The 20552-nt window shown below is 63.7% G+C and carries 18 protein-coding genes; 8 read left to right on the top strand and 10 right to left on the bottom strand.

What is annotated here, in order from left to right:
* Positions 1-170 precede the first annotated feature (170 nt).
* The 3 genes from HU720_RS12810 to ptsP are packed head-to-tail and all read right to left on the bottom strand — an operon-like array spanning position 171 to position 5705.
* Positions 171-1901 carry a PTS fructose-like transporter subunit IIB gene (locus HU720_RS12810; RefSeq protein ID WP_186520296.1) on the bottom strand — a complete coding sequence of 577 codons (1731 nt, stop codon included), beginning with the start codon at positions 1899-1901 and terminating at the stop codon, positions 171-173.
* The gene (gene pfkB, locus HU720_RS12805; protein ID WP_186520295.1) at positions 1901-2851 is read right to left on the bottom strand and encodes a 1-phosphofructokinase; all 951 of its coding nucleotides are present in this window, start codon (positions 2849-2851) and stop codon (positions 1901-1903) included. The genes HU720_RS12810 and pfkB overlap by 1 nt, the downstream gene beginning before the upstream one ends.
* 1 nt (position 2852) lies before the next feature.
* Entirely contained in the window at positions 2853-5705 is a 2853-nt protein-coding gene (gene ptsP, locus HU720_RS12800; RefSeq protein WP_186520294.1) for a phosphoenolpyruvate--protein phosphotransferase, read from the bottom strand.
* Between the two features lie 294 nt (positions 5706-5999).
* Between ptsP and cra the strand changes: the two genes are divergently transcribed.
* Entirely contained in the window at positions 6000-6992 is a 993-nt protein-coding gene (gene cra, locus HU720_RS12795; protein WP_186520293.1) for a catabolite repressor/activator, read from the top strand.
* Between the two features lie 2 nt (positions 6993-6994).
* The gene (locus tag HU720_RS12790) at positions 6995-7771 is read left to right on the top strand and encodes a TatD family hydrolase (RefSeq protein WP_186520292.1); all 777 of its coding nucleotides are present in this window, start codon (positions 6995-6997) and stop codon (positions 7769-7771) included.
* A 168-nt stretch (positions 7772-7939) separates the two neighbouring features.
* Here the strand turns inward: HU720_RS12790 and ampE are convergent, their stop codons facing one another.
* The 3 genes from ampE to HU720_RS12775 form a co-directional block, all read right to left on the bottom strand.
* Positions 7940-8770 carry a regulatory signaling modulator protein AmpE gene (gene ampE, locus HU720_RS12785; protein WP_186520291.1) on the bottom strand — a complete coding sequence of 277 codons (831 nt, stop codon included), beginning with the start codon at positions 8768-8770 and terminating at the stop codon, positions 7940-7942.
* Positions 8767-9333 (bottom strand): 1,6-anhydro-N-acetylmuramyl-L-alanine amidase AmpD, encoded by a 567-nt coding sequence (gene ampD, locus HU720_RS12780; RefSeq protein ID WP_186520290.1) that lies wholly within the window; start codon positions 9331-9333, stop codon positions 8767-8769. Before ampD ends, ampE begins: the two co-directional genes overlap by 4 nt.
* A gap of 181 nt (positions 9334-9514) precedes the next feature.
* A complete protein-coding gene (locus HU720_RS12775) occupies positions 9515-11662 on the bottom strand; it encodes a DUF1631 domain-containing protein (protein WP_186520289.1) in 2148 nt (715 codons plus the stop codon).
* A 241-nt stretch (positions 11663-11903) separates the two neighbouring features.
* On the opposite strand from HU720_RS12775, the gene nadC reads away from it, so the two are divergent.
* Entirely contained in the window at positions 11904-12752 is an 849-nt protein-coding gene (nadC, locus tag HU720_RS12770) for a carboxylating nicotinate-nucleotide diphosphorylase (RefSeq protein WP_186520288.1), read from the top strand.
* 157 nt (positions 12753-12909) lie between these two features.
* Here the strand turns inward: nadC and trxB are convergent, their stop codons facing one another.
* A complete protein-coding gene (trxB, locus tag HU720_RS12765; protein WP_186520287.1) occupies positions 12910-13872 on the bottom strand; it encodes a thioredoxin-disulfide reductase in 963 nt (320 codons plus the stop codon).
* 319 nt (positions 13873-14191) lie between these two features.
* Between trxB and cysZ the strand changes: the two genes are divergently transcribed.
* The 3 genes from cysZ (at position 14192) to HU720_RS12750 (ending at position 16348) form a co-directional block, all read left to right on the top strand.
* The gene (gene cysZ / locus HU720_RS12760) at positions 14192-14941 is read left to right on the top strand and encodes a sulfate transporter CysZ (RefSeq protein ID WP_186520286.1); all 750 of its coding nucleotides are present in this window, start codon (positions 14192-14194) and stop codon (positions 14939-14941) included.
* Positions 14942-15022: 81 nt separating this feature from the next.
* Positions 15023-15910, top strand: coding sequence for a hypothetical protein (locus HU720_RS12755; protein WP_186520285.1), 888 nt, complete (start codon positions 15023-15025; stop codon positions 15908-15910).
* Positions 15911-16015: 105 nt separating this feature from the next.
* The gene (locus HU720_RS12750; RefSeq protein WP_186520284.1) at positions 16016-16348 is read left to right on the top strand and encodes a hypothetical protein; all 333 of its coding nucleotides are present in this window, start codon (positions 16016-16018) and stop codon (positions 16346-16348) included.
* Between the two features lie 69 nt (positions 16349-16417).
* On the opposite strand, the gene HU720_RS12745 is transcribed toward HU720_RS12750, so the two are convergent.
* Positions 16418-17734 carry a PAS domain-containing methyl-accepting chemotaxis protein gene (locus tag HU720_RS12745; RefSeq protein ID WP_186520283.1) on the bottom strand — a complete coding sequence of 439 codons (1317 nt, stop codon included), beginning with the start codon at positions 17732-17734 and terminating at the stop codon, positions 16418-16420.
* A 187-nt stretch (positions 17735-17921) separates the two neighbouring features.
* Between HU720_RS12745 and HU720_RS12740 the strand changes: the two genes are divergently transcribed.
* Complete coding sequence (locus tag HU720_RS12740) at positions 17922-19115, top strand: glycosyltransferase family 1 protein (protein ID WP_186520282.1); 1194 nt, start codon at positions 17922-17924, stop codon at positions 19113-19115.
* On the opposite strand, the gene HU720_RS12735 is transcribed toward HU720_RS12740, so the two are convergent.
* Both HU720_RS12735 and HU720_RS12730 read right to left on the bottom strand, forming a co-directional pair.
* Entirely contained in the window at positions 19108-19590 is a 483-nt protein-coding gene (locus HU720_RS12735; protein ID WP_186520281.1) for a glutathione peroxidase, read from the bottom strand. The genes HU720_RS12740 and HU720_RS12735 overlap by 8 nt on opposite strands.
* A 145-nt stretch (positions 19591-19735) precedes the next feature.
* Positions 19736-20221, bottom strand: a complete 486-nt coding sequence (locus tag HU720_RS12730; protein ID WP_016501463.1) for a peptidylprolyl isomerase — start codon at positions 20219-20221, stop codon at positions 19736-19738.
* Between HU720_RS12730 and HU720_RS12725 the strand changes: the two genes are divergently transcribed.
* A complete protein-coding gene (locus HU720_RS12725) occupies positions 20220-20522 on the top strand; it encodes a DUF3565 domain-containing protein (RefSeq protein ID WP_186520297.1) in 303 nt (100 codons plus the stop codon). The two genes, HU720_RS12730 and HU720_RS12725, sit on opposite strands and share 2 nt — an antisense overlap.
* Positions 20523-20552 lie beyond the last annotated feature (30 nt).

The following is a 20552-nucleotide window of genomic DNA, read 5'->3' as shown; positions in this document are numbered from 1 at the left end:
GATCCTGGGGCTGCTTCGCAGCCCTTTCGCGACACAAGGCCGCTCCTACACTGACCGCGTAGACGGCATCGATATGGAGATGGGCGAGCTCTGTGGGAGCTGGCAATAGCCTGCGATGAGGCCACCACAAGCTTGCACAGAACCATAAATTTCCCGCGCTGCCCGGACAATCAGCGTGCGCTCTGAGCCGGAGCCACCGCCAATTCCACCTGCTCGGCCTTCTTGATCAGCGCATACACCACCGCCGTCACCAAGCTGCCCGCAACAATCGCCAGCAGGTACAGCAGCGCGTGGTTGATCGCATTGGGGATCAGCAGCACGAACAGCCCGCCATGCGGGGCCATCAGTTTGCAGCCGAAATACATCGACAGCGCGCCGGTCAACGCCCCGCCGGCAATGCTCGCCGGGATCACCCGCAGCGGGTCCTTGGCAGCGAACGGGATCGCCCCTTCAGAGATGAAGCACAGCCCCAGCGCCAGCGCCGCCTTGCCCGCCTCACGCTCGCTCTGGGCGAACTTGCGCCGTGCCAGGAACGTCGCCAGGCCAAGCCCGATGGGCGGCACCATGCCGGCGGCCATGGTCGCCGCCATGGGTGCGTAGCTGGACGAAGCCAGTAGCCCCACCGAGAACGCATAGGCAGCCTTGTTGATCGGCCCCCCGAGGTCGACACACATCATGCCGCCCAGCAGCACCCCAAGCAGGATGGCGTTGGTGGTGCCCATGCTGTCGAGAAAATGCGTCAGCCCCACCAGCATCGCCGCCACCGGCTGGCCAACCACATAGATCATCACCAGCCCCGTGAACAGGCTCGCCACCAGCGGGATGATCAGGATCGGCTTGAGCGCATCCAGGCTGCTCGGCAGGCGTACCCAGCGGGCCAGGGCCTTGGCGCTGTAGCCGGCCAGAAAACCTGCGACGATCCCGCCAATGAAACCTGCACCCAGGGTGCTCGCCAGCAAACCGCCAATCATCCCCGGCGCAAGGCCTGGGCGGTCGGCGATGGACCAGGCGATGTAACCCGCAAGCAGCGGCACCATCAGCTTGAACGCAGCATCACCGCCGATCTGCATCAAGGCGGCGGGCAAGGTGCCAGGCTCCTTGTAGGCTTCGATGCCGAAGACGAATGACAGCGCAATCAGCAGCCCGCCCGCCACCACCATCGGCAACATGAACGAGACGCCTGTCAGCAGGTGCTTGTACACCCCGGCTTTCTCGGTTTTCTGGGCGGCCTGGGCGCTGTCGCCGGCGCTTTCAACCTTGCCTTCGGCAAGCGCCTTGTCCAGCGTGGCGCGGGCTTGCTTGAGGGCGATGCCGGTGCCGCAGCGATAGATGCGCTTGCCGGCAAAGCGCGCCGTCGGCACTTCAATATCCGCGGCCAGCAGCACCACGTCGGCCTCGGCGATAGCCTCGGCCGGCAGTGGGTTGCGTGCCCCGACCGAGCCTTGGGTCTCGACGGTGAGCTGGTAGCCGAGCGCCGCAGCGGCCTGCTGCAAGGCCTCGGCGGCCATGAAGGTGTGGGCGACGCCGGTCGGACAGGCCGTCACTGCCACCAGCCGTGGCGCCGCCGCCGCCGCAGCCGGTGGGCTGTCGTGCAGTACCTGGGCACTGGCGGCGGCTTCGTCGAGGAAGCCTTCGCGGTCGGCCAGGGCCTGCGCCGGCGTGCTCTGGTACACCCGTTTGCCGGTGAAGCGGCTCAGGTCCACCGGGCCGGTGCTGACCACCAGCACCCAGTCGGCGCCAGCGATCTGTGCCGAGGTCAGGCGGCGTTCGGGGTGTTCGCTGTCCTGCACCTCGACGCTGGTACTCCAGCCCCGGCGTTGCGCAGCCGCAGACAGCAGGCGTGCACTGAGCACGCTGGATACCTGGCCGTTGGGGCAGGCAGTGACAATGGCAATGTTCATCAGCGGCCCTCAGGTTCTTGTTGTTCGGTCAGTTGCACGCCGGCTTCAAGGCGCGCCAGTTGCTCACGGTCACAAATGCCGAAGCCGACCTGGGTAACGGCCTGCGCGGCAATGGCGGTGGCGCGGCGCAACGTGGCGTGCGGCGCCTCGCCTTGCAACAGGCCATGGACCATGCCCGCCACCAGGGAATCCCCGGCGCCGACGGTGCTGGCAATGCGCACGCTTGGCGGCTGTGCATGCAGCGCCTGGCCGGCGGCGAACCAGCTGACGCCGTGCTCGCCCTGGGAGACCACGACATGGGCGATGCCTGTGCTCAGTAGCTGTGCAGCCGCCGTGCGCTGCTGCGCCGGCGCCTCAACCGCCACGCCGAGCACCTCGCCCAGTTCTTCGGTGTTGGGTTTGACCAGCCACGGCGCGGCTTGCAAACCGGCGCGCAGGGCGTCGCCGCTGCTGTCCAGGGCAACTTTCAGGCCCATCGCCTTGAGCCGTTCCAGCAATTGCCGCAGCCACTGCGGGCTGACTCCACGGGGCAGGCTGCCGGCCACCACGACCGCGTCATGGCCGGGGGCAATCTGCGCCAGGCGCTCAAGCAGTGCAGCACACGCGGCTTCGTCGACCTGTGGCCCGAGGCCATTGATGTCGGTGACCCGGCCGTCGGCTTCGACCACCTTGATATTGCTGCGCGTCTCGCCCGCTACGCGCACGAAACAGTCAGTAAACCCACGCGCGGCGATCAACGCTTCGAAGGGTTGCAGATTGTCCTGGCCGAGAAACCCGCCAACGGTGACGCTGTGGCCCAGGTCAGCCAGCACTTGGGCGACGTTCAGCCCCTTGCCGGCGGCGTGGCTGTGCTGGGCCTGGCTGCGGTTGACCGCACCGGGGCGCAGGGTGTCGAGGCTGACGGTGAGGTCCAGCGCAGGGTTGAGGGTCAGGGTAAGGATCTTGGCCATGTCAGTATCGCTCCACCAGCGCCCGAACCGCTTCGGCGCTGTCCTGTTGCAGGGCTTCGCGCGCCAGGGCGCGGGCCGTCGAATAATCGGCCTGGCGCACCAGTGCCTTGACTTCGGCGACGCTGCGCGCTGACACACTGAGCTCGTCCACCTCAAGGCCCAGCAGCACCGCCACCGCTTGCGGGTCGGCAGCCAGCTCGCCACACACGCCTACCCACTTGCCATGGGCGTGGGCGGCGCGCACGGTCATGTCGATCAATTGCAGCACCGCCGGGTGCAGGCCGTCGGCCTGGGCCGAGAGGCTCGGGTGGCCGCGGTCGATGGCCAGGGTGTACTGCGTCAGGTCGTTGGTGCCGACGCTGAAGAAGTCCACCTCACGCGCCAACTGCGGGGCCAGCAAGGCCGCCGATGGCACCTCGACCATGATCCCCACTTGCAGGTCGCGCACCGGGATCTGCTCGCGCAGCCGGTCGACCATCGCCTTGGCCGCGCGCCATTCATGCATCTGCCCGACCATCGGGAACATGATGCGCAATGGCCGGTCGTCAGCGGCCTGCAGCAGCGCGCGCAGCTGGTCTTCCATGACCTGCGGGCGCTGCAAGGTCAGGCGCACGCCGCGCACGCCAAGGAAAGGGTTTTCCTCTGCGGCAATCGGCCAGTAAGGCAGCGGTTTGTCGCCGCCGACATCCAGTGTACGTACCACCAGCGGGCGACCTGCCAGGCCATCGAGCACGCGGCGGTACTCGGCCTCTTGGGTGGCAACATCGGGAGCCTGGGTGTGGGCCATGAAAATCAGCTCGGTGCGCAGCAGGCCAACCCCTTCGGCGCCCTGCTCCACCACTTTGTCGATGCTTGCGCTGTCGCCGATGTTGGCGCACACCTCCAACGCGTGGCCGTCGCGGGTGGTCGCCGGCTCATGGCGGCTGGCCCAGGCCGCTTGCAGCCGCTGCTCGCGGGCGTCGCGCTCGGCCAACGCACGCTGCAGTTCATCTGCTTCGGGGGCAATCGTCACGCGGCCGCGCTGGCCATCGAGCAACAACGGCGTGCCGCTGTCGAGCAGCAAGATCGCCTCCCCTGCGCCAACTACGGCAGGGATGCCCAGGGCGCGAGCCACGATGGCGCTGTGCGCGGTGGCGCCGCCGTGGGCGGTGACGATGCCGGCGACGCGGGCCGGGTCCAGGCGCGCTACATCGGACGGGCCGACTTCGGCCATCACCAGCACATAAGGTTGTTCAGGCTCGGCGCTTTGTTGCACGCCGCACAGTTGCGCCAGCACGCGCCGGCCAATGTCGCGCAGGTCGGCGGCGCGTTCGGCGAGCAGCGTGTCCTGCAGGGCTTCCTGCTCGCGGGCGGCGGCTTCGATCACCGCCATCCAGCCGGCGGCCGCGCTTTCACCTTGGGCCAGGCGCAGTTCGACTTCATCGGCCAGCGCCGGGTCGCCGAGCATTTCCTGGTGGGTGACGAAGATCTCGCCAATGGCCTTGTCGCTGCGCTGCACGAGGTGTTGCAGGTCTGCATGCACCGCATCAAGGGCACTGCGCAGCTTGACGCGCTCCTTGGCGGGCGACTCGCCGCGCAGCGGGTAGTCGATATCACGCTCGACGCAGACATGCGCCGGGCCACAGGCGATACCAGGCGCTGCGGCCACGGCCTGCAAGGTGCTGCCGGCAACCGGCGCAACCACGGCTTCAGGCGGGGCCTCGGGCAGCACTTGCACGGCCGCAGGCACCGGCTCCACCGCCTCGCCAAGGCCTTGCTCGATAGCAGCAAGCAACGCCGGCAGGGCGTCGGCGGCAATGCCGGGCTCGGCCACCAGTTCCAGCGTCTGGCCACGCCGGGCACCGAGGCTGAGCAACTTGCTCAGGCTTTTGACCGACACTGCTGTTTGCGGGCTGTCGGCTACGCGGATCCGAATCTCGCCATCAAAACGCTTCGCCAGTTGTGCCAGCTCCTTGGCCGGGCGGGCGTGCAGGCCGTGGGGGTTGGCCAGCACCACGCGGGCACTCGGCCAGTCGGCGGGGACTTCACCGCCAAGCACTTCAAGCACCGTACGGCTGCTGGTGGCCTGGTAGAGCATCTGCCCACGGCCTTCGATCAGCACTTCGCACAGCCGCTCAAGCAACGCCTGATGCGCAGCGCCGAGGCTGGCCAGGCAGAACAGCCCGTTCAGCGGCTGGTCGCGGTAACGCAGCGGTTGCTGCGGAGTAATGAACGCCAGGCCCGGCTGGCGCACCTGGCGCTCGCTGTGCAGCCACCAAAGGCCTTCGCCCAGCGGCAGCGGCTCGGCCTGTTGCAGCACACCGGCAAAGCCGCTCTCGACGCAGCCAGCGCGCTGTAACAGGCGTGCGCCGCGCCAGGCCAGCTCGTCAAAATCTTCCGCGGCAAGGTTCAGCCCGACCAGTTGCGCATCCAGCGCCAGCGCCTGGGGCGCGCCCTGCAACAGTTTGAGCAGCGCTTCTGCGGAACTGGCGCGGCGCAACGCCTCGGCAAGGTCGGTCTCGCCTAGGGCGCGGGTCAGCAGTTGCAACAGGCGCAAGTGCTCGTCAGAGCGCGCGGCGATGGCGATGGCGAGGTAGACGATCTGCCCGTCGCCCCAGTCCACCCCGTCGGGGAACTGCATCAGGCGCACGCCGGTGGCATACACAAGGTCGCGGGTCTCGGGGGTGCCATGGGGGATGGCAATGCCTTGGCCCAAAAAGGTCGAACCCTGCGCCTCGCGGGCACGCAGGCCATCAAGATACCCCTCGGCCACCAGGCCATCGGCTACCAGCCGTTCGGCCAGCAACGCCAGCGCCTGGCCTTTGTCGGCGGCTTTCTGGCCCATGGCAATCTGCTCCACGGCAAGCTCGAGCATGACCTTCTCCTTTACGGCGCCCATGTTGGCAGCCGAGGTATTGTTGTGAATTTCGACGGCACGGGCCGTTCAAATAACCTGCGCAGGCGGCGAATTCGATAATCCGGGCAGGAAATCTCGCCACGCTGAAACGTTTAATCTGACCAAGCCGGCACGTTACTCGATAATCTTCCAACGAAAAAGCCCCATCCCGTCGGACAATTGCGACAATGGTCGCCTGCGCACACGCTTGCCCTTGGGACACACTACCCGGTCAGGCAAGCAGCCAGTCCCGGAAATAACAAGGAAAATTCGGTGAAACTCAGCGATATCGCCCGTCTGGCCGGTGTGTCAGTCACCACCGCCAGCTACGTCATCAACGGCAAGGCTGAACAGCAGCGCATCAGCAGCAGCACCGTCGAGCGCGTGCGTGCGGTGGTCGAGGCCCATGGCTTCACCCCCAACCCCCAGGCCGCCGGCCTGCGCAGCCGCCATACCCGGACCTTGGGGTTCATTCTCCCGGACCTTGAGAACCCCAGCTACGCCCGTATCGCCAAACAGCTGGAGCAAGGTGCTCGCGCCCGTGGTTACCAGTTGCTGATCGCCAGCAGTGATGACCAGCCAGAAATCGAACACCAGTTGCAGCAGCTGTTCCGCGCGCGGCGCTGCGACGCGCTGTTCGTCGCCAGTTGCCTGCCCGCGCAGGACACCAGCTACCGCGAGCTGCAAGACAAAGGCCTGCCGGTAATCGCCATCGACCGTGGGCTGGACCCGGCCCACTTCTGTTCAGTCATCAGTGATGACCGTGATGCCAGCCGCCAACTCGCCGGCAGCCTGCTGCAAACCGCCCCGCAGAGCATCGCACTGATCGGCGCGCGCCCAGAGCTGTCGGTCAGCCAGGCCCGTGCCGGCGGTTTCGATGAAGCGCTGCAGGGGTTTGCCGGGCAAGTGTGGCGCTACCAAGGCGAGGCGTTCAGCCGTGAGTGCGGGCAGCGCCTGATGCAGCAACTGATCGACGAGCAAGGCGGGCTGCCGGATGCGCTGGTGACCACCTCCTACGTACTGCTGCAAGGGGTTTTCGACACCTTGCAGGCGCGCCCTGCCGGCTCGCGTCAGTTGCAGCTGGGCACCTTCGGCGACAATCAGTTGCTCGACTTCCTGCCGCTGCCGGTCAATGCCATGGCCCAGCAGCACGGCCTGATCGCCGCAACTGCGCTGGAGCTGGCCCTGGCGGCCATCGAAGAAAAACGCTACCAGCCCGGCGTGCACGCCATTGGCCGCACCTTCAAGCGCCGCATCACGGCCTGACCATGCGCCTGATCGATACCCACACGCACCTGGACTTCCCCGACTTCGACGGCGACCGCCGGCAACTGCTGGCCAGCGCTGCGGCGCGCGGGGTGGAACGCATGGTGGTGCTGGGGGTGTATCAGGACAACTTCCAGCGCGTGTGGGACCTGGCCTGTAGCGACGAGCGAATTTTCGCAGCCCTTGGCCTGCACCCGGTCTACCTCGACCAACATCGCCCCGAGCATCTGGCAACATTGCGCGACTGGTTACAGCGCCTGTGTGGCGACCGACGGCTGTGCGCGGTGGGCGAATTCGGCCTGGATTACTACCTGCCAGCGCTTGACCCGCAGCGTCAGCAAGCGCTGTTCGAAGCCCAGTTGCAACTGGCCTGCGACTTCGCACTGCCCGCCCTGCTGCACGTTCGCCGCAGCCATGCGCAGGTGATTGCCACGCTCAAGCGCTACAAGCCTGCGCGGGCGGGGGTCATCCATGCGTTCGCCGGCAGTTATGAAGAGGCGCGCGAATATATAAAGCTGGGGTTCCGCCTGGGGCTTGGGGGGGCTGCGACCTGGCCCCAGGCGCTGCGCCTGCGCAAGACCCTGGCCCGCCTGCCGCTGGAGGCTGTGGTGCTGGAAACCGATGCCCCCGACATGGCCCCGGTGATGTATCCGGGCATGCGTAACAGCCCGGAGCATCTGCCGGAGATAGCTGAAGCATTGGCGCAGGTGATGGGGGTTGAGGCTGGCGAGTTGGCTGAGGTGAGCAGCCGCAATGCCGATGAGCTGTTTGGCTGGTAGCTTCAGCCTGTACTGGCCTCATCGCAGGCTATCGCCAGCTCCCACAGGGGTTGCGTCATACATCGATATAAAGGCCCGGCGCGATCCCTGTGGGAGCTGGCGATAGTCTGCGATGAGGCCACCACAGGCGTGTACACCCCCCAGAACCTCCCATAAAGACCGCGCAGGTCAGGCCAGCACGGTCCACAGCGCAAAGCAGGCGTACCACAACACCGCACAGCGCAGCAGCAGCTCCCACAAGGTGTCCAGACGCGCCAGCCCTTGCTGATGGCCTTCCTCCTCGGGAATGTCATCCGCCACCCGGCCAACCTGCGCAACCAAATGCCCCGCGCTGACATGCCAGTCGAGCAAGGCATGCAACATCACCCGGGTGACCGCGACGAAGTTGCCCACCAAGGCAAAGCTCACCGCAACCACCCGCACCGGCAACCAGTCCATGGCATGGCGCAGCTGCGCAGCCAACGCCTGGATGCCTGGCTGGCGACTGTGCTCGGCACCCAGCGCCAGCAGGCGATAGGCCAGCGCCGCGGCAGGCCCCAGCAGGAAGTACCAGAAAACCACCGCAAAGAAGCTCTGATAGGCCTGCCACAGCAGGTGCCCCTGAACGCGCTTGATCAAGCTGCCGGCGTCTTCGGCCTGTAACCCAAGGTCACGCTCGGCCGCGTGCAGCGCGGCCTGGTCATCACCGCGGCGCCAGGCATCGCGAAACGGCCCGAGCGATGCCTTCACATCACCACGGCCCAGGCTGTAGATCAGCACCAGCAAGTGCACGGGCAACGCCAGCAGGCCGTAGGCAACCGGCTCCAGCACGTGCAGCAGCAGCAACAGCACCACCACCGGGGCCAGTACCAGCAGCGTCAACGCCCAGGCCGGCGCTGCCTTGCCGCTGCGTTCAAGGCGCAGCAACTCGCCAAGGAACAACCCGTCACGCTGCAGACGCTGGCGCAGGGCGGAAAACTTCTCGACCCACAGCACCAGCACCAAGACCAGAAAACTCATTGTTTGCCCTCACTGTGTTGCAAGGCGGCGCGGTAGCGCTGCCAATCGAATGCCGGGCCGGGGTCGGTCTTGCGCCCCGGCGCGATGTCGCTATGGCCCTGGATGCGCTGCGTATCGATCTGCGGCCAGGCTTGGCGGATCTGCGCGGTCAGGCGCTCGAGCGCCAGGTACTGGGCATCTGTATAGGGCAGCTCATCGGTGCCTTCAAGCTCGATGCCGATAGAAAAGTCATTGCAGCCTTCGCGCCCGTCAAACCTCGACACCCCCGCATGCCAGGCGCGGTCATGCAACGACACGAACTGCGTCACCGCGCCGTCGCGCTCGACAAACAGGTGCGCAGACACCGTCAGGTGGCAGATGCTTTCGAAGTAAGGGTGTTCGGCAGCGTCCAGGCGATTCTGGAAGAACGCCTGCACCTTGCCAGTACCGAAGCAGGCGGGCGGCAGGCTGATGTTGTGGATAACCAGCAACGACACAGCCTCGCCGGCGGGGCGTTCATTGAAGTTCGGCGAGGGGCAGCGGGTGACGCCGGTGAACCAGCCAGTCGCGCGGTCCAGTTGCATGGGGCAGATCCTGAAAGGGGCCAGGGGCAGGTTGATGCTTGGCAGTGGGGTTCGTTGAGGGCCATCGCGGGGCGAGCCCGCTCCCACAAAAGCCGTACTTCCTGCAGGAGCGGGCTTGCCCTGCGAAGGGTCGCAAAGCGGCCCCAGCGGGCATGCACTCAGTATGCCTGCGCAAGCGCCGTCAGCGCACCTGCTGAGCGCGCAACTGCGCAAGCACAGCATCCAGGGCGCGCTCGAACAGCAACCCGTCATCAAGCAGGCGAACCTCCCCCCGACGCAGGGCCACGGCCAGCTCGGCGCGGCTCCATTCACGCACCTTCATGCCGGTGCGGTTGGCAAATACCAAGCGGTCGCTGCAGTCGATACGCGCCACCAGCTTGCAGCGCAGCGCATCACCGTCATCCATCACCTCAACCCAGGTGCCCAGACGCAGGCGATCGACCTGATGCAGCGCAGGCTCCTCGGCAACGCCCGGCTGCCTCGGCGCACAGGTGGACTCATCCGCCAGCGCCAGCACGATGTCGGACTGCACACAGACCTGCGCTGGCACCTCGTCATCGGCCAGCGAGCCACCACAGGCACGCAGGTGCAGGCGCTCCAGTTGCTGGAAGAAATCGCGGGTGGCGGCCGAATCCAGGGCAACCCCGGCCAGCCCCTCACGCAGCGCCTTGAGCAACGCCGGTAATTGTTCAAGCAACTGCTCAGGTTGCGGGTGCGGCGCAATGCTGGCCAGCAACGCGTCGACCGTCGCCAGGCCCTCGGCCCAGGCGCTGGAAGCTTCGCCCTGCTTGAGCCAGGCCAGCAGCAGCACCTGGCTCCAGGCATGCTCAAGCATTTGCACCAGCGTCAGTGGCAACACACGCCCGCGCAAGCGCTGGTTCAGTTCATCCTGCACCCGCAGCCGCGCCTGCTGGGTACGGGCGCGGCCTTCTTCGGCGTCGCGGGTGCGCTGCTCCAGCAGTTCGTTACGCCGGCGCTCGTCCTGGCTGAAGGCCAGAAACTCGTCGAGCAATTCGTTGAACAGGCTGCAGTCTTCGGAAAAATCGTTGAGCAAGCGTTGCACCACACGCTCGACACGCAAGTGCAGGCTGTCGCGCAGGCCTTCGCCGTCGGTTTCCCAGCCAATCGCCACGGCGGCGATTTCGTTGACCAGGCGCCGCGCCGGGTGGGTGGCGCGGCTGAACAGTGTCTTGTCGAGCAACGCTACCTTGAGCAGCGGGATATGCAAGCGGCAGATCAGCGCGCGCAGGCTCTCAGGCAGGTTGTAGTCGTCCTGGATAAAGGCGAACAGCAACGCCACCAGGTTGATCATGTCTTCATCGCCAACGGCAATGCGCCGGCGCGTGCCGCTGCGCACGCTCACCCGCAGCAGCAGTTGTTCAAGCTGCTGGCCAAGGTCGAAGTCGTCCGACTCGCCCGGCGCCGGTACATAGTGTTGCAGGTGGGTCAGCAGGCGCAGCAGGTCGCTGGTGCTGATCGCCTGCACCGCGCCGGCACTCGACAGGCGCGGTGCGAACAGGCCACGGGCCGGCGCCAGCAAGTCGCCCAGCGCCGCGATGAACGCCTGGCCGGAACTGTCGGGCGTGGGGTCGTTGGCCAAACCATCGGCGCAAGGCATGCCAAGCGGGCTGCTGCGCCGGTCTTCGGCGCGGCGGCGCGGCGCAGGCAGCAGGTCGGGCAACACATCGGCGCTGGCCAGCAACTGGTTGGCTTCGCCATAGAGCTGGTCGAGGTCGCGCAACACATAACGCTCGAACAGCTTCAGCAACACCAGCTTGACGTTCAGGCCCACACCCAAGCTGCGCCCGGCGGCGAGAAAATAGCCACACAGGCTGGCGGGCCCCATAGGGTTGCGCGACTCATCCAGCTCGACGTCCAGCAATACGCTGAAGCGCAGGTTCAGTTGTTGCAGCACGAAGCCATCGCGTGAAAGCACCCGATCAACCATGCCCTGCACCGCCACTGCACGCTCCAGAGGGCCGTTGGCCGACGCAGGGGGCAGGCCCAGCTCGTAGGCGTCAGCCTGGCCGATACGCGAGAAGGCGTCGTAGAAGGTGTCGAGAAAGCCGCGCTCGATGCTCTTGCGCTTGAGGCGCAGGTCGCGCATGGCTTCGAAATAGAGGTTCTGGTCGGGGCGCCCGCTGGCCTTGTCGGCCATCTCGAACAGGGTGTCGTCGGCATTGTCGAACAACGCTTGCAAACCCTGACGCAGCTGCATTGCAGCCTTGTCGCGCACTTGCAGCAGCAATACCGGAAGGCAGGGCGAGAGCGCACGCGCGCCTCGGTCGATGGCCCCCGCCAGGGGCACCACCTTGCCTTCTTTATGCATCCGGAACTCCTTGCTGGATGTAGCGATATTCGACAGGACAGTACGTCAAAGCTATGACGCCAAATACAAGGCGCCATTATCTGCGAAAACGCCCACAGCCGCCAGCGGCCTTTTGTACGCCTGAACTGACCACGGTTTTGGCAAAAAGCTCACAACGCCTGACAAAAGGTCATCGCCGCCGCTGCTGTACAGCCCGCGCCCCTGCCCTATAATCGCCGCCATCTAGCTTGTGGAGCCGACCATGCCGAACCTACGCCTCGCCGACCTGACCGCCGAAATCGAAGCCAACGTGCGCCGTGCACTGCGCGAAGACATCGGCAGCGGCGATATCACCGCCGAGCTGATCCCGGCCGAGCGCCTGGCCACCGCGACCATCATCACCCGCGAAGACTGCGTAATTGCTGGTACCGCGTGGGTGGATGCGGTGTTCCGCCAGCTCGACCCGCGGGTTGCGGTGCACTGGCAAGTGGCTGACGGCGACCGCGCGGTGGCCAATCAGGCGCTGTTCCACCTTGAAGGGCCGGCGCGCTCGCTGCTCAGTGGCGAGCGTTCGGCGCTGAACTTCCTGCAGATGCTGTCGGGCGTCGCCACCCGCGCACGCTTTCTGGCCGACCTGGTCGAGGGCACCCAGGTGCGCCTGCTCGACACCCGCAAAACCTTGCCGGGCTTGCGCCTTGCGCAAAAGTACGCCGTCACCTGCGGCGGCTGCGACAACCACCGCATCGGCCTGTACGACGCTTTCCTGATCAAGGAAAACCATATCGCCGCCAGCGGTGGCGTGGCCGAAGCGGTTGCCGCCGCGCACCGCATCGCCCCAGGCAAGCCAGTGGAAATCGAGGTAGAAAGCCTTGATGAGCTGCGCCAGGCACTGGCGGCGGGCGCCGACATCGTCATGCTCGATGAACTGACCCTGGACGAAATGCGCGAAGCGGTGCGCATCAACGCCGGCAAGGCCAAGCTTGAGGCCAGCGGCGGAGTCAATGAAGAGACACTGCGGGTGATTGCCGAGACCGGCGTTGACTACATCTCGATTGGTGCCATGACCAAGGATGTGAAGGCGGTGGACCTGTCCATGCGCCTTAGCCTGTGAATTGATCGCGGGGCAAGCCCGCTCCCACAAGATCTCAGTCAGAGATCTCCATCAGGGGATGGCACGAGGCCGGTGCAGTGGGCCTATTACCGTCCTGGGCTTGCTCGGAGTGCCAAACCACCGCGAAAGGGCCGCAAAGCGGCCCCATCTGCCTCGATCAGAACGAAGCGTTGGCCAGCCCGTCCAGGTAGCGTTCGACGTCCAGCGCCGCCATGCAGCCAGCACCGGCCGAAGTGATCGCCTGGCGATAAACGTGGTCAGCCACATCGCCTGCCGCGAACACGCCCTCGACGTTGGTGGCGGTGGCATTGCCTTCACGGCCGCCATTGACCACCAAGTAGCCGTCCTTGAGGGTCAGCTGGCCTTCGAACAGCGACGTGTTCGGGGTGTGGCCAATGGCAATGAATACGCCGTCGACCTTGATTTCATCGCTGCTACCGTCGTTGTTCTTCAGGCGCGCGCCGGTCACACCCATGTTGTCACCCAGTACTTCATCCAGAGTGGCATTGAGCTTGAGTTCGATCTTGCCTTCAGCGACACGGGCGTTGAGCTTGTCGATGAGAATTTTCTCGGCGCGGAAGGTATCGCGGCGGTGCACCAAGGTGACTTTGCTGGCGATGTTGGCCAGGTACAGCGCCTCTTCCACAGCAGTATTGCCACCACCTACCACAGCGACCGGTTTGTTGCGGTAGAAGAAACCGTCGCAGGTGGCGCAGGCCGAAACCCCTTTACCCATGAAGGTTTCTTCCGACGGCAGGCCCAGGTAACGGGCACTGGCACCGGTAGCGATAATCAGCGCGTCGCAGGTGTAGGTGCCGCTGTCGCCCTGCAGCGTGAACGGCTTGTTGGCCAGATCGACGGCATTGATGTGGTCGAAGACGATTTCGGTCTCGAAGCGCTCGGCGTGTTCCTGCATGCGCTGCATCAGTGCCGGGCCGGTCAGGCCATGGGGGTCGCCCGGCCAGTTGTCGACTTCAGTGGTGGTGGTCAGCTGGCCACCGGCCTGCATGCCGGTGATCAGCAGCGGCTTGAGGTTGGCACGCGCAGCATACACGGCAGCGCTGTAACCGGCAGGGCCGGAACCCAGAATGATGACGCGCGAATGACGTACTTCGGACATGACGAACTCCTGTCGAGCGGGCCGCACCGTCAAGGTGGCGGTTGCGCCAGCTGGAATTAAAAAGGGCCTACGCAGCACTTGGGGAAGCACTACAACGCGTCGGCCCTGAAACGAAAAGTTGAGCGCACTGTAGCGAGGCCGCAGAGATTAAGGAAATATCCTTCGACAATCCACCTTATAGGCACTCTCTATTTGCGAAGAATCGCGCCACTTGCCAGCCTCGCCCTTTGTTACACGCCGTTTCGCAGTGCTCGGCCACCTTCCGTCAGCGCAACAAACTCGGTAAGGTCAGCGCGTTTTCCACACGCGGAGCCTTCCCATGCAAGCCAATGTTCTTTCTGGCCCTCAATACCTGCGCGAGGGCCTGAAGCTTGTGCTCAGCCCTGGCCTGCGCCTGTTCGTGCTGCTGCCCCTGGCAGTGAACCTGCTGCTGTTCTGCGGCCTGATCTGGTTTGCCGGCCAACAGTTCAGCACCTGGCTCGACCACCTGATGCCCACCCTGCCCGACTGGCTCAGCTTTTTGAGCTATGTGCTGTGGCCACTGTTTGTGGCGCTGTTGCTGCTGATGGTGTTCTTCACCTTCACGATGCTGGCCAACGTGATCGCGGCCCCATTCAACGGTTTCCTCGCAGAAAAGGTCGAGGTGGTGCTACGCGGCGAGGATAACTTCCCCACGTTCAGCTGGGGCGAACTGGTCGCCATGGTGCCCCGCACCTTTAGCCGCGAAATGCGCAAGCTGGGGTACTTCCTGCCACGGGCCATCGGCCTGTTCATCCTGTCGCTGATTCCGGTGGTCAATTTGATTGCCGCGCCGCTGTGGCTGGTGTTCGGCATCTGGATGATGGCTATCCAGTACATCGACTACCCAGCGGATAACAACAAGATGAGCTGGCAGGACATGCTCGCGTGGCTGCGCAGCAAGCGCTGGCAGTCGCTGGGTTTTGGCGGCATCACCTACCTCGCCTTGCTGATCCCGTTCGTAAACATCCTGATGATGCCGGCAGCGGTTGCCGGGGCCACCTTGTTCTGGGTTCGCGAAGAGGGGCTGGCTAAAAAGACGGAGCGGTAGATAGGTACGCTCCTCGACACTTCACCCTATGGCTCAATCATCTGCGCCACCTGTTGGCATTCATATCAAGAGGATAAGCAGATGAATGACGATGACAAAACCAAAGAAAAGGAAGTAGTACCGAACCTCGACGGTGAAGGCTCGGTGATCATTGATGAGGGCGGTATTGATCCGGATGAATCGGTAATTATCGACGAGGGCGGTATTGATCCGGATAAATCGGTAATTATCGACGAGGGCGGTATTGATCCGGATGAATCGGTAATTATCGACGAGGACGTTGACGGCACCGTGGATCCACAGGTCGTTGATCCAGACGTCGATACAGAGGTCGATCTAGAGGTCGTTGATCCAGAGGTTGTTGATCCAGAAGTCGTTGATCCACCAGAAGTCGTTGATCCGGAAGTCGTCGATCCGGAAGTCGTCGATCCAGAAGTCGTCGATCCGGAAGTCGTTGATCCAGAAGTCGTTGATCCAGAAGTCGTTGATCCAGAAGTCGTCGATCCGGAAGTCGTTGATCCAGAAGTCGTCGATCCGGAAGTCGTTGATCCGGAGGTAGTCGACCCAGTAGATCCAGAGATCAAGCCAGAACCCCAGGGCCCAATTGACCCCGATGGCCCGCTGGGCAATCTGCGCGAAACCGGCCGCATGGGCCCTCCCCTGACCAACGAGCAACACGATGCCTTCGGTTTGGTACAGGAAAGCGTTTACTCGGTGCTGATGGAAGTACTGCCAAAGCATGGACTGGATGCCACTGGACATTGGCTCATCTCCAACACCGATGATGCCTCCGACCGGCTACCTGTCGATATCTATCTGACCTGGGCAGTGATTACCGGAAATCTGGAAACTTCTGACCAACTGCACTACGGCTTTTACGGGGAAAGCATCATGCGCGATGAAGGCAACTTCGCAGCCGCCCTCGACGAAGCGTTCGCGCAGATGTTGGCAATGGACATCATCGCCTGATCTTCCAAAGCTGGCTAACAGGGGCAGGCACAGCAGTTCATTCTGCGGCATCCCCTACCAGGCACTCAGCCGGCCAGCGCCTCTGATTAAAAAGGAATATTGCACATGACCACAGCTTTTGAAACGCACAAAAACAATGCTAGCGAGTTGCTCGATAAAGCCTTGCAGGAACAAGGTATCGATCAGCCCGCCGATCAAATCTACATCAACAGCGTCAACAACCATACCGAAAAGCTAGTGATTCATAGTGAGTCGTTGCCTGTCTTGGTAGCCAACGCCCTCCTCGACAACGAACGGCCCAACATTACCGCAAGTTTCAGCGGTGTGTTCTCGGTCGCTTACTCGTTCGTAGATGAATATCGTATCGATGGCGAAGAACATAGCATCGAAACGTTCGCCACTATCGCCGGCGAGGTTTATGACCAGCTGATTGGCTGAACCAACATCGCGCCTGCTTGATGGAGCCCATCAAGCAGGCGCGCCTGGGCGCTGCAGGCCGGCCTACGCTCAGTTGTTCAACTGGCTGGAAAACTGCCCCACCGCATCCACTACCTTCTTCGCCCCTTCCTGAATCTCGACGATCACCCCACCTGTATCGGCAGCCAACGCCAGCCCCTGCTCGGCCTGGCGCTTGCTGGTGTCGATAATGTCGACCGCCGCTTGCGCGAGTTGCTCGTTCTGCTGCACCACCTTGGCAATCTCTTCGGTAGCGCTGCTGGTGCGCGAAGCCAACTGACGCACTTCGTCGGCAACTACCGCAAACCCTCGGCCCTGCTCACCGGCGCGGGCAGCCTCAATGGCGGCGTTGAGCGCCAGCAGGTTGGTTTGCCCGGCAATGTCACTGATGGTCTTGATGATCGCACCAATGACCTTGGACTGTTTGTCCAGGGCCTGAATGCCCTCGGCGGCGTCCTGCATCGAACCTTCCAGGCCGCGCATCACCTCGACTGTCTGCGTGACCACTTCGGTGGCTTTGCGTGCACTGTCGTCGGTTTCAAGCGAGGTGGTATAGGCAATGTCAGCAGCCTGGGCGACGGCTTGCTCCTGGTTGACCTGGTCGGTTACCACGGTTGCGAACTTGACCACTTTGTAGAGCACGTCATGGGCGTCGAAGATCGGGTTGTACGAAGCCTCCAGCCATACCGTGCGACCATGGGCGTCAATACGCTTGAAACGCCCGGCCACGTATTCGCCACGGCGCAACTGGTCCCAGAACGTCTTGTAATCGCTGGAGTTCACCTCCTCGCCATCACAGAAAATGCGGTGGTGCTTGCCGCGCACCTGCTCAAGGCTGTAGCCCATGCCCTTGAGAAAACGATCATTGGCCGTCAGCACCACACCTTCAAGGTTGAACTCGATCACTGCGGTGGAGCGCATCAGCGCCTTGATCAGGCTTTCGTGCTCGCGAGAGGCTTCGATGGTGCGGGTCAGGTCGCTCGAATGCAGCGAAAAATGCTTGATGCGCCCGTTGGCGTCTTTGACTGGCTGCAGAATCGACCGCAGCCAGGCCTCATCGCCGTTACCCCGCAGCAAACGGAAAGCGCCGTTGAGGTGCTCGCCACGGGCGATGGCGGTTTTCATGCGCTGGTAGAAATCGAGCTTCTTCACATGGGCCGGAATGATTTCTTCGATGTTGCGCCCAAGCAATTGCTCGGCACGGTAGCCCATCTCGCTCTCGAAATTGCCGTTGACCGACTCGATACGCCCCTGCGGGTCCAGCTGCAACACCAGCATCTCGCTGTCGAGGCTGTTCTTGACCTGCTCGACCGACAATAGCTCTTCACGCAGTTGCTGGATTTCTTGCTTCAGTTTGCTGTTGAACATCACCGCTCTCCCGGAGCGTACACCTATAGGCGAATGCATTTGCATCGGCTCGGGCGGGTAAAGCTTGATTGACCTTGCGCAAAAAAAAGGTGCGCAAGATTACCCGTTTTGCGCTGGTTATTTGGCGTCACCTGCTCGTCACAAAAACGCCACATGAGCGCAACCCGAGCGGCGCAGACTTTGCCCCATGAACACACCGCCCATGCGCATTACCCTGGTCAGCGAAACCTTCCCGCCTGAAATAAATGGCGTGGCCAATACCCTGGGTCGGTTGAGCGATGGGCTGCGTTCGCGTGGCCATCAGGTCGAGCTGGTTCGCCCGCGCCAGCCCATCGACTCAGCCACGGCACACACCGATGACCTGCTGCTGTGCCGGGGCTGGCCAGTGCCGGGTTACCCTGGGTTGCAATGGGGCGAGTTGTCGATGCACACGCTGTGGCGGCGCTGGCGCCGGCAGCGCCCGGATGTGCTGTATATCGCTACCGAGGGGCCGCTTGGGCTTAGCGCGCTGCGCGCGGCGCGGCGCCTGGGTATCCCGGTGGTCAGCGGTTTTCACACCAATTTTGCGCAATATTGCGGGCAGTACGGCCTGGGGCTGCTGACGCGGATGCTCACCCACTACCTGCGCTGGTTCCATCGGCGTACCGCTATCACCCTAGTGCCCAGCGCCAGCCAGCACCTGGAGCTGGAACGGCGGGGTTTCGAGCGCCTCGGGCTGATGGCACGCGGCGTAGATGCCTGCCTGTTCAGCCCGGCCCGGCGCAGCGTCGCGCTGCGTGAGCAATGGGGCCTCGGCGAGGATGACATTGCGCTGCTCTATGTGGGGCGAATCGCCGCTGAAAAGAACCTGGCGCTGCTGCGCCCGTGCCTGCTGCAACTGCAGAAGACTTACCCACAGCGCCGGATGCGCCTAATTGTGGTCGGCGACGGCCCGTTACGGACAAACCTTGAGCAGCAGTGGCCCGATACGCTTTTTTGCGGTGCCCAGCGCGGCGAGGTGTTGGCCGAACATTACGCCAGCGGCGATATGTTCCTGTTTCCCAGCCTGACCGAAACCTTCGGCAACGTGGTGCTTGAGGCGCTGGCTTCGGGGTTGGCAGTTGTGGCCTATGACGAAGCTGCCGCAGCCCAGCATATTCGCCATGGCCACAGTGGCGCGTTGGCGATGCCGGGGGATCAGGCGGCGTTCATCGATGCCGCTTGCTGGCTGCTCGAACAGGACGAGACATTGCGCCGGGTACGCCTGAATGCCCGCCAGCACGCCAGCCGCCAGGGCTGGCCGGCAATCATCGAGCAGTTCGAAGGTTACTTGCAGCAGGCCTGCCGCGAGGGCATCGCGGTTGCCTCACCCTCCGCCAGGGTGACGCCCGACATCAGCTAAGCGCTTTCTCGATGGCCTGCACCACGCCTGGGTCGTCCGGCGCAGTGCGCGGGGAAAAGCGCGCCAGCACGCGGCCGTCCTTGCCCACCAGAAACTTTTCGAAATTCCAGCTGATATCACCCGGAAACTCCGCGCCCTCCCCCGCCAACAGGCGATACAGCGAGTGGCGCTGCGGGCCGTTGACCTCAAGTTTGGCGCCCAGCGGGAAGCTGACCCCGTAGTTGAGGGCACAAAACGCCTGAATGTCCTGTTCGCTGCCAGGCTCCTGCCCGGCAAACTGGTTGCACGGCAAGCCCAGCACATTGAACCCTTTGCTCTTGTACTGCTGGTGCAGTTTTTCCAGTGAAGCGTATTGCGGCGTCAGGCCACACTTGGAGGCAACGTTGACAACCAGCACCACCTGGCCCTTGAACGGAGCCAGCGGCAGATCGTCGCCGTTCAGCGCTTTCAACGTCAGCTCGTGAAATGCACTCATGATCTATCCCCTCTGAGGTTCCTGGTGGTCGCAAGGGCGAATCGCGCCCACTAAAAAGGCGCGCGGCCAAGCCGTCGACCCTCCCGAGGAGGGCTGCAACGGCTTGCCCGAGCGCCTGGCGACTCTCTGAGCGTAGCGCAGAAAATCAGTGGTGATGGCCACCTTCACCGTGGATGTGACGGTGAGCGATTTCTTCTTCGCTGGCATCACGAACATCGACCACTTTGACCTGGAAGGTCAGACGCTGACCGGCCAGTGGGTGATTGCCGTCAACGGTGACGTCGTCGCCGTCGAGGTCACGGATGGTGACGATCTGCATCTGGCCGTCCGGTGCCGAGGCGTGGAACTGCATGCCGACTTCCAGCTCGTCGACGCCTTCGAACAGGCTGCGGTTCAGGGTGCTGACCAGCTCGGCCAGGTATTCGCCGTAGGCGTCTTCTGGCTCGATGGAAACGTTCAGCTCGTCACCGGCCTGTTTACCTTCCAGGGCTTTTTCCAGGCCTGGGATGATGTTGCCGGCACCGTGCAGGTAAACCAGCGGGGCGCCACCGGCGGAGCTGTCGATGGTCTCCCCGGCGTCGTTGGTCAGGGTATAGTCGATGGAGACTGCCTTGTTGGCGGCGATCAGCATGGGGCAAGACCTTTTGCAAAAGAAAGTAGAGCGTGGAAGTGTAACCAACGCATCGCCCGATTGCGAACCGACCATGGGCGAAGGGACGCCCGTCAGTCTGATCACAGGGTTCGATCAAGACCAGGACGGCCATTGGGTCGTGGCACTTTCCTGCGGCCACACCCAGCACCTGCGCCATCAACCCCCCTGGCAAGTCCGGCCCTGGGTGCTCGACAGCGCCGAGCGCCAGCGCCGTATCGGCCAGGCATTTGCCTGTGGCTGGTGCGCGCAAGGGGTGGTTAGCGCTACCCTTGAACACTGATTTTTCTTGCAGCGCTTATTTCGAGAAGCA

It is taken from the genome of Pseudomonas sp. SWRI51 (assembly GCF_014268825.1).
In the GTDB taxonomy this organism is placed as follows: Bacteria; Pseudomonadota; Gammaproteobacteria; order Pseudomonadales; family Pseudomonadaceae; genus Aquipseudomonas; species Aquipseudomonas farsensis.
The sequence above is the reverse complement of the archived record's forward strand: the minus strand, read 5'-3'. Positions and strand labels throughout refer to the sequence as shown.

What these genes read in the sequence shown, in the direction of transcription:
- nadC (WP_186520288.1), top strand. Translation starts at nt 11,904, where the DNA reads ATGCCGAACCTACGCCTCGCCGACCTGACCGCCGAAATCGAAGCCAAC.
- HU720_RS12735 (WP_186520281.1), bottom strand. Translation starts at nt 19,590, where the DNA reads ATGAGTGCATTTCACGAGCTGACGTTGAAAGCGCTGAACGGCGACGAT.
- HU720_RS12790 (WP_186520292.1), top strand. Translation starts at nt 6,995, where the DNA reads ATGCGCCTGATCGATACCCACACGCACCTGGACTTCCCCGACTTCGAC.
- pfkB (WP_186520295.1), bottom strand. Translation starts at nt 2,851, where the DNA reads ATGGCCAAGATCCTTACCCTGACCCTCAACCCTGCGCTGGACCTCACC.
- HU720_RS12725 (WP_186520297.1), top strand. Translation starts at nt 20,220, where the DNA reads ATGGGGCAAGACCTTTTGCAAAAGAAAGTAGAGCGTGGAAGTGTAACC.
- HU720_RS12750 (WP_186520284.1), top strand. Translation starts at nt 16,016, where the DNA reads ATGACCACAGCTTTTGAAACGCACAAAAACAATGCTAGCGAGTTGCTC.
- HU720_RS12755 (WP_186520285.1), top strand. Translation starts at nt 15,023, where the DNA reads ATGAATGACGATGACAAAACCAAAGAAAAGGAAGTAGTACCGAACCTC.
- ampD (WP_186520290.1), bottom strand. Translation starts at nt 9,333, where the DNA reads ATGCAACTGGACCGCGCGACTGGCTGGTTCACCGGCGTCACCCGCTGC.
- trxB (WP_186520287.1), bottom strand. Translation starts at nt 13,872, where the DNA reads ATGTCCGAAGTACGTCATTCGCGCGTCATCATTCTGGGTTCCGGCCCT.
- HU720_RS12810 (WP_186520296.1), bottom strand. Translation starts at nt 1,901, where the DNA reads ATGAACATTGCCATTGTCACTGCCTGCCCCAACGGCCAGGTATCCAGC.
- HU720_RS12740 (WP_186520282.1), top strand. Translation starts at nt 17,922, where the DNA reads ATGAACACACCGCCCATGCGCATTACCCTGGTCAGCGAAACCTTCCCG.
- ptsP (WP_186520294.1), bottom strand. Translation starts at nt 5,705, where the DNA reads ATGCTCGAGCTTGCCGTGGAGCAGATTGCCATGGGCCAGAAAGCCGCC.
- HU720_RS12745 (WP_186520283.1), bottom strand. Translation starts at nt 17,734, where the DNA reads ATGTTCAACAGCAAACTGAAGCAAGAAATCCAGCAACTGCGTGAAGAG.
- ampE (WP_186520291.1), bottom strand. Translation starts at nt 8,770, where the DNA reads ATGAGTTTTCTGGTCTTGGTGCTGGTGCTGTGGGTCGAGAAGTTTTCC.
- cysZ (WP_186520286.1), top strand. Translation starts at nt 14,192, where the DNA reads ATGCAAGCCAATGTTCTTTCTGGCCCTCAATACCTGCGCGAGGGCCTG.
- HU720_RS12775 (WP_186520289.1), bottom strand. Translation starts at nt 11,662, where the DNA reads ATGCATAAAGAAGGCAAGGTGGTGCCCCTGGCGGGGGCCATCGACCGA.
- HU720_RS12730 (WP_016501463.1), bottom strand. Translation starts at nt 20,221, where the DNA reads ATGCTGATCGCCGCCAACAAGGCAGTCTCCATCGACTATACCCTGACC.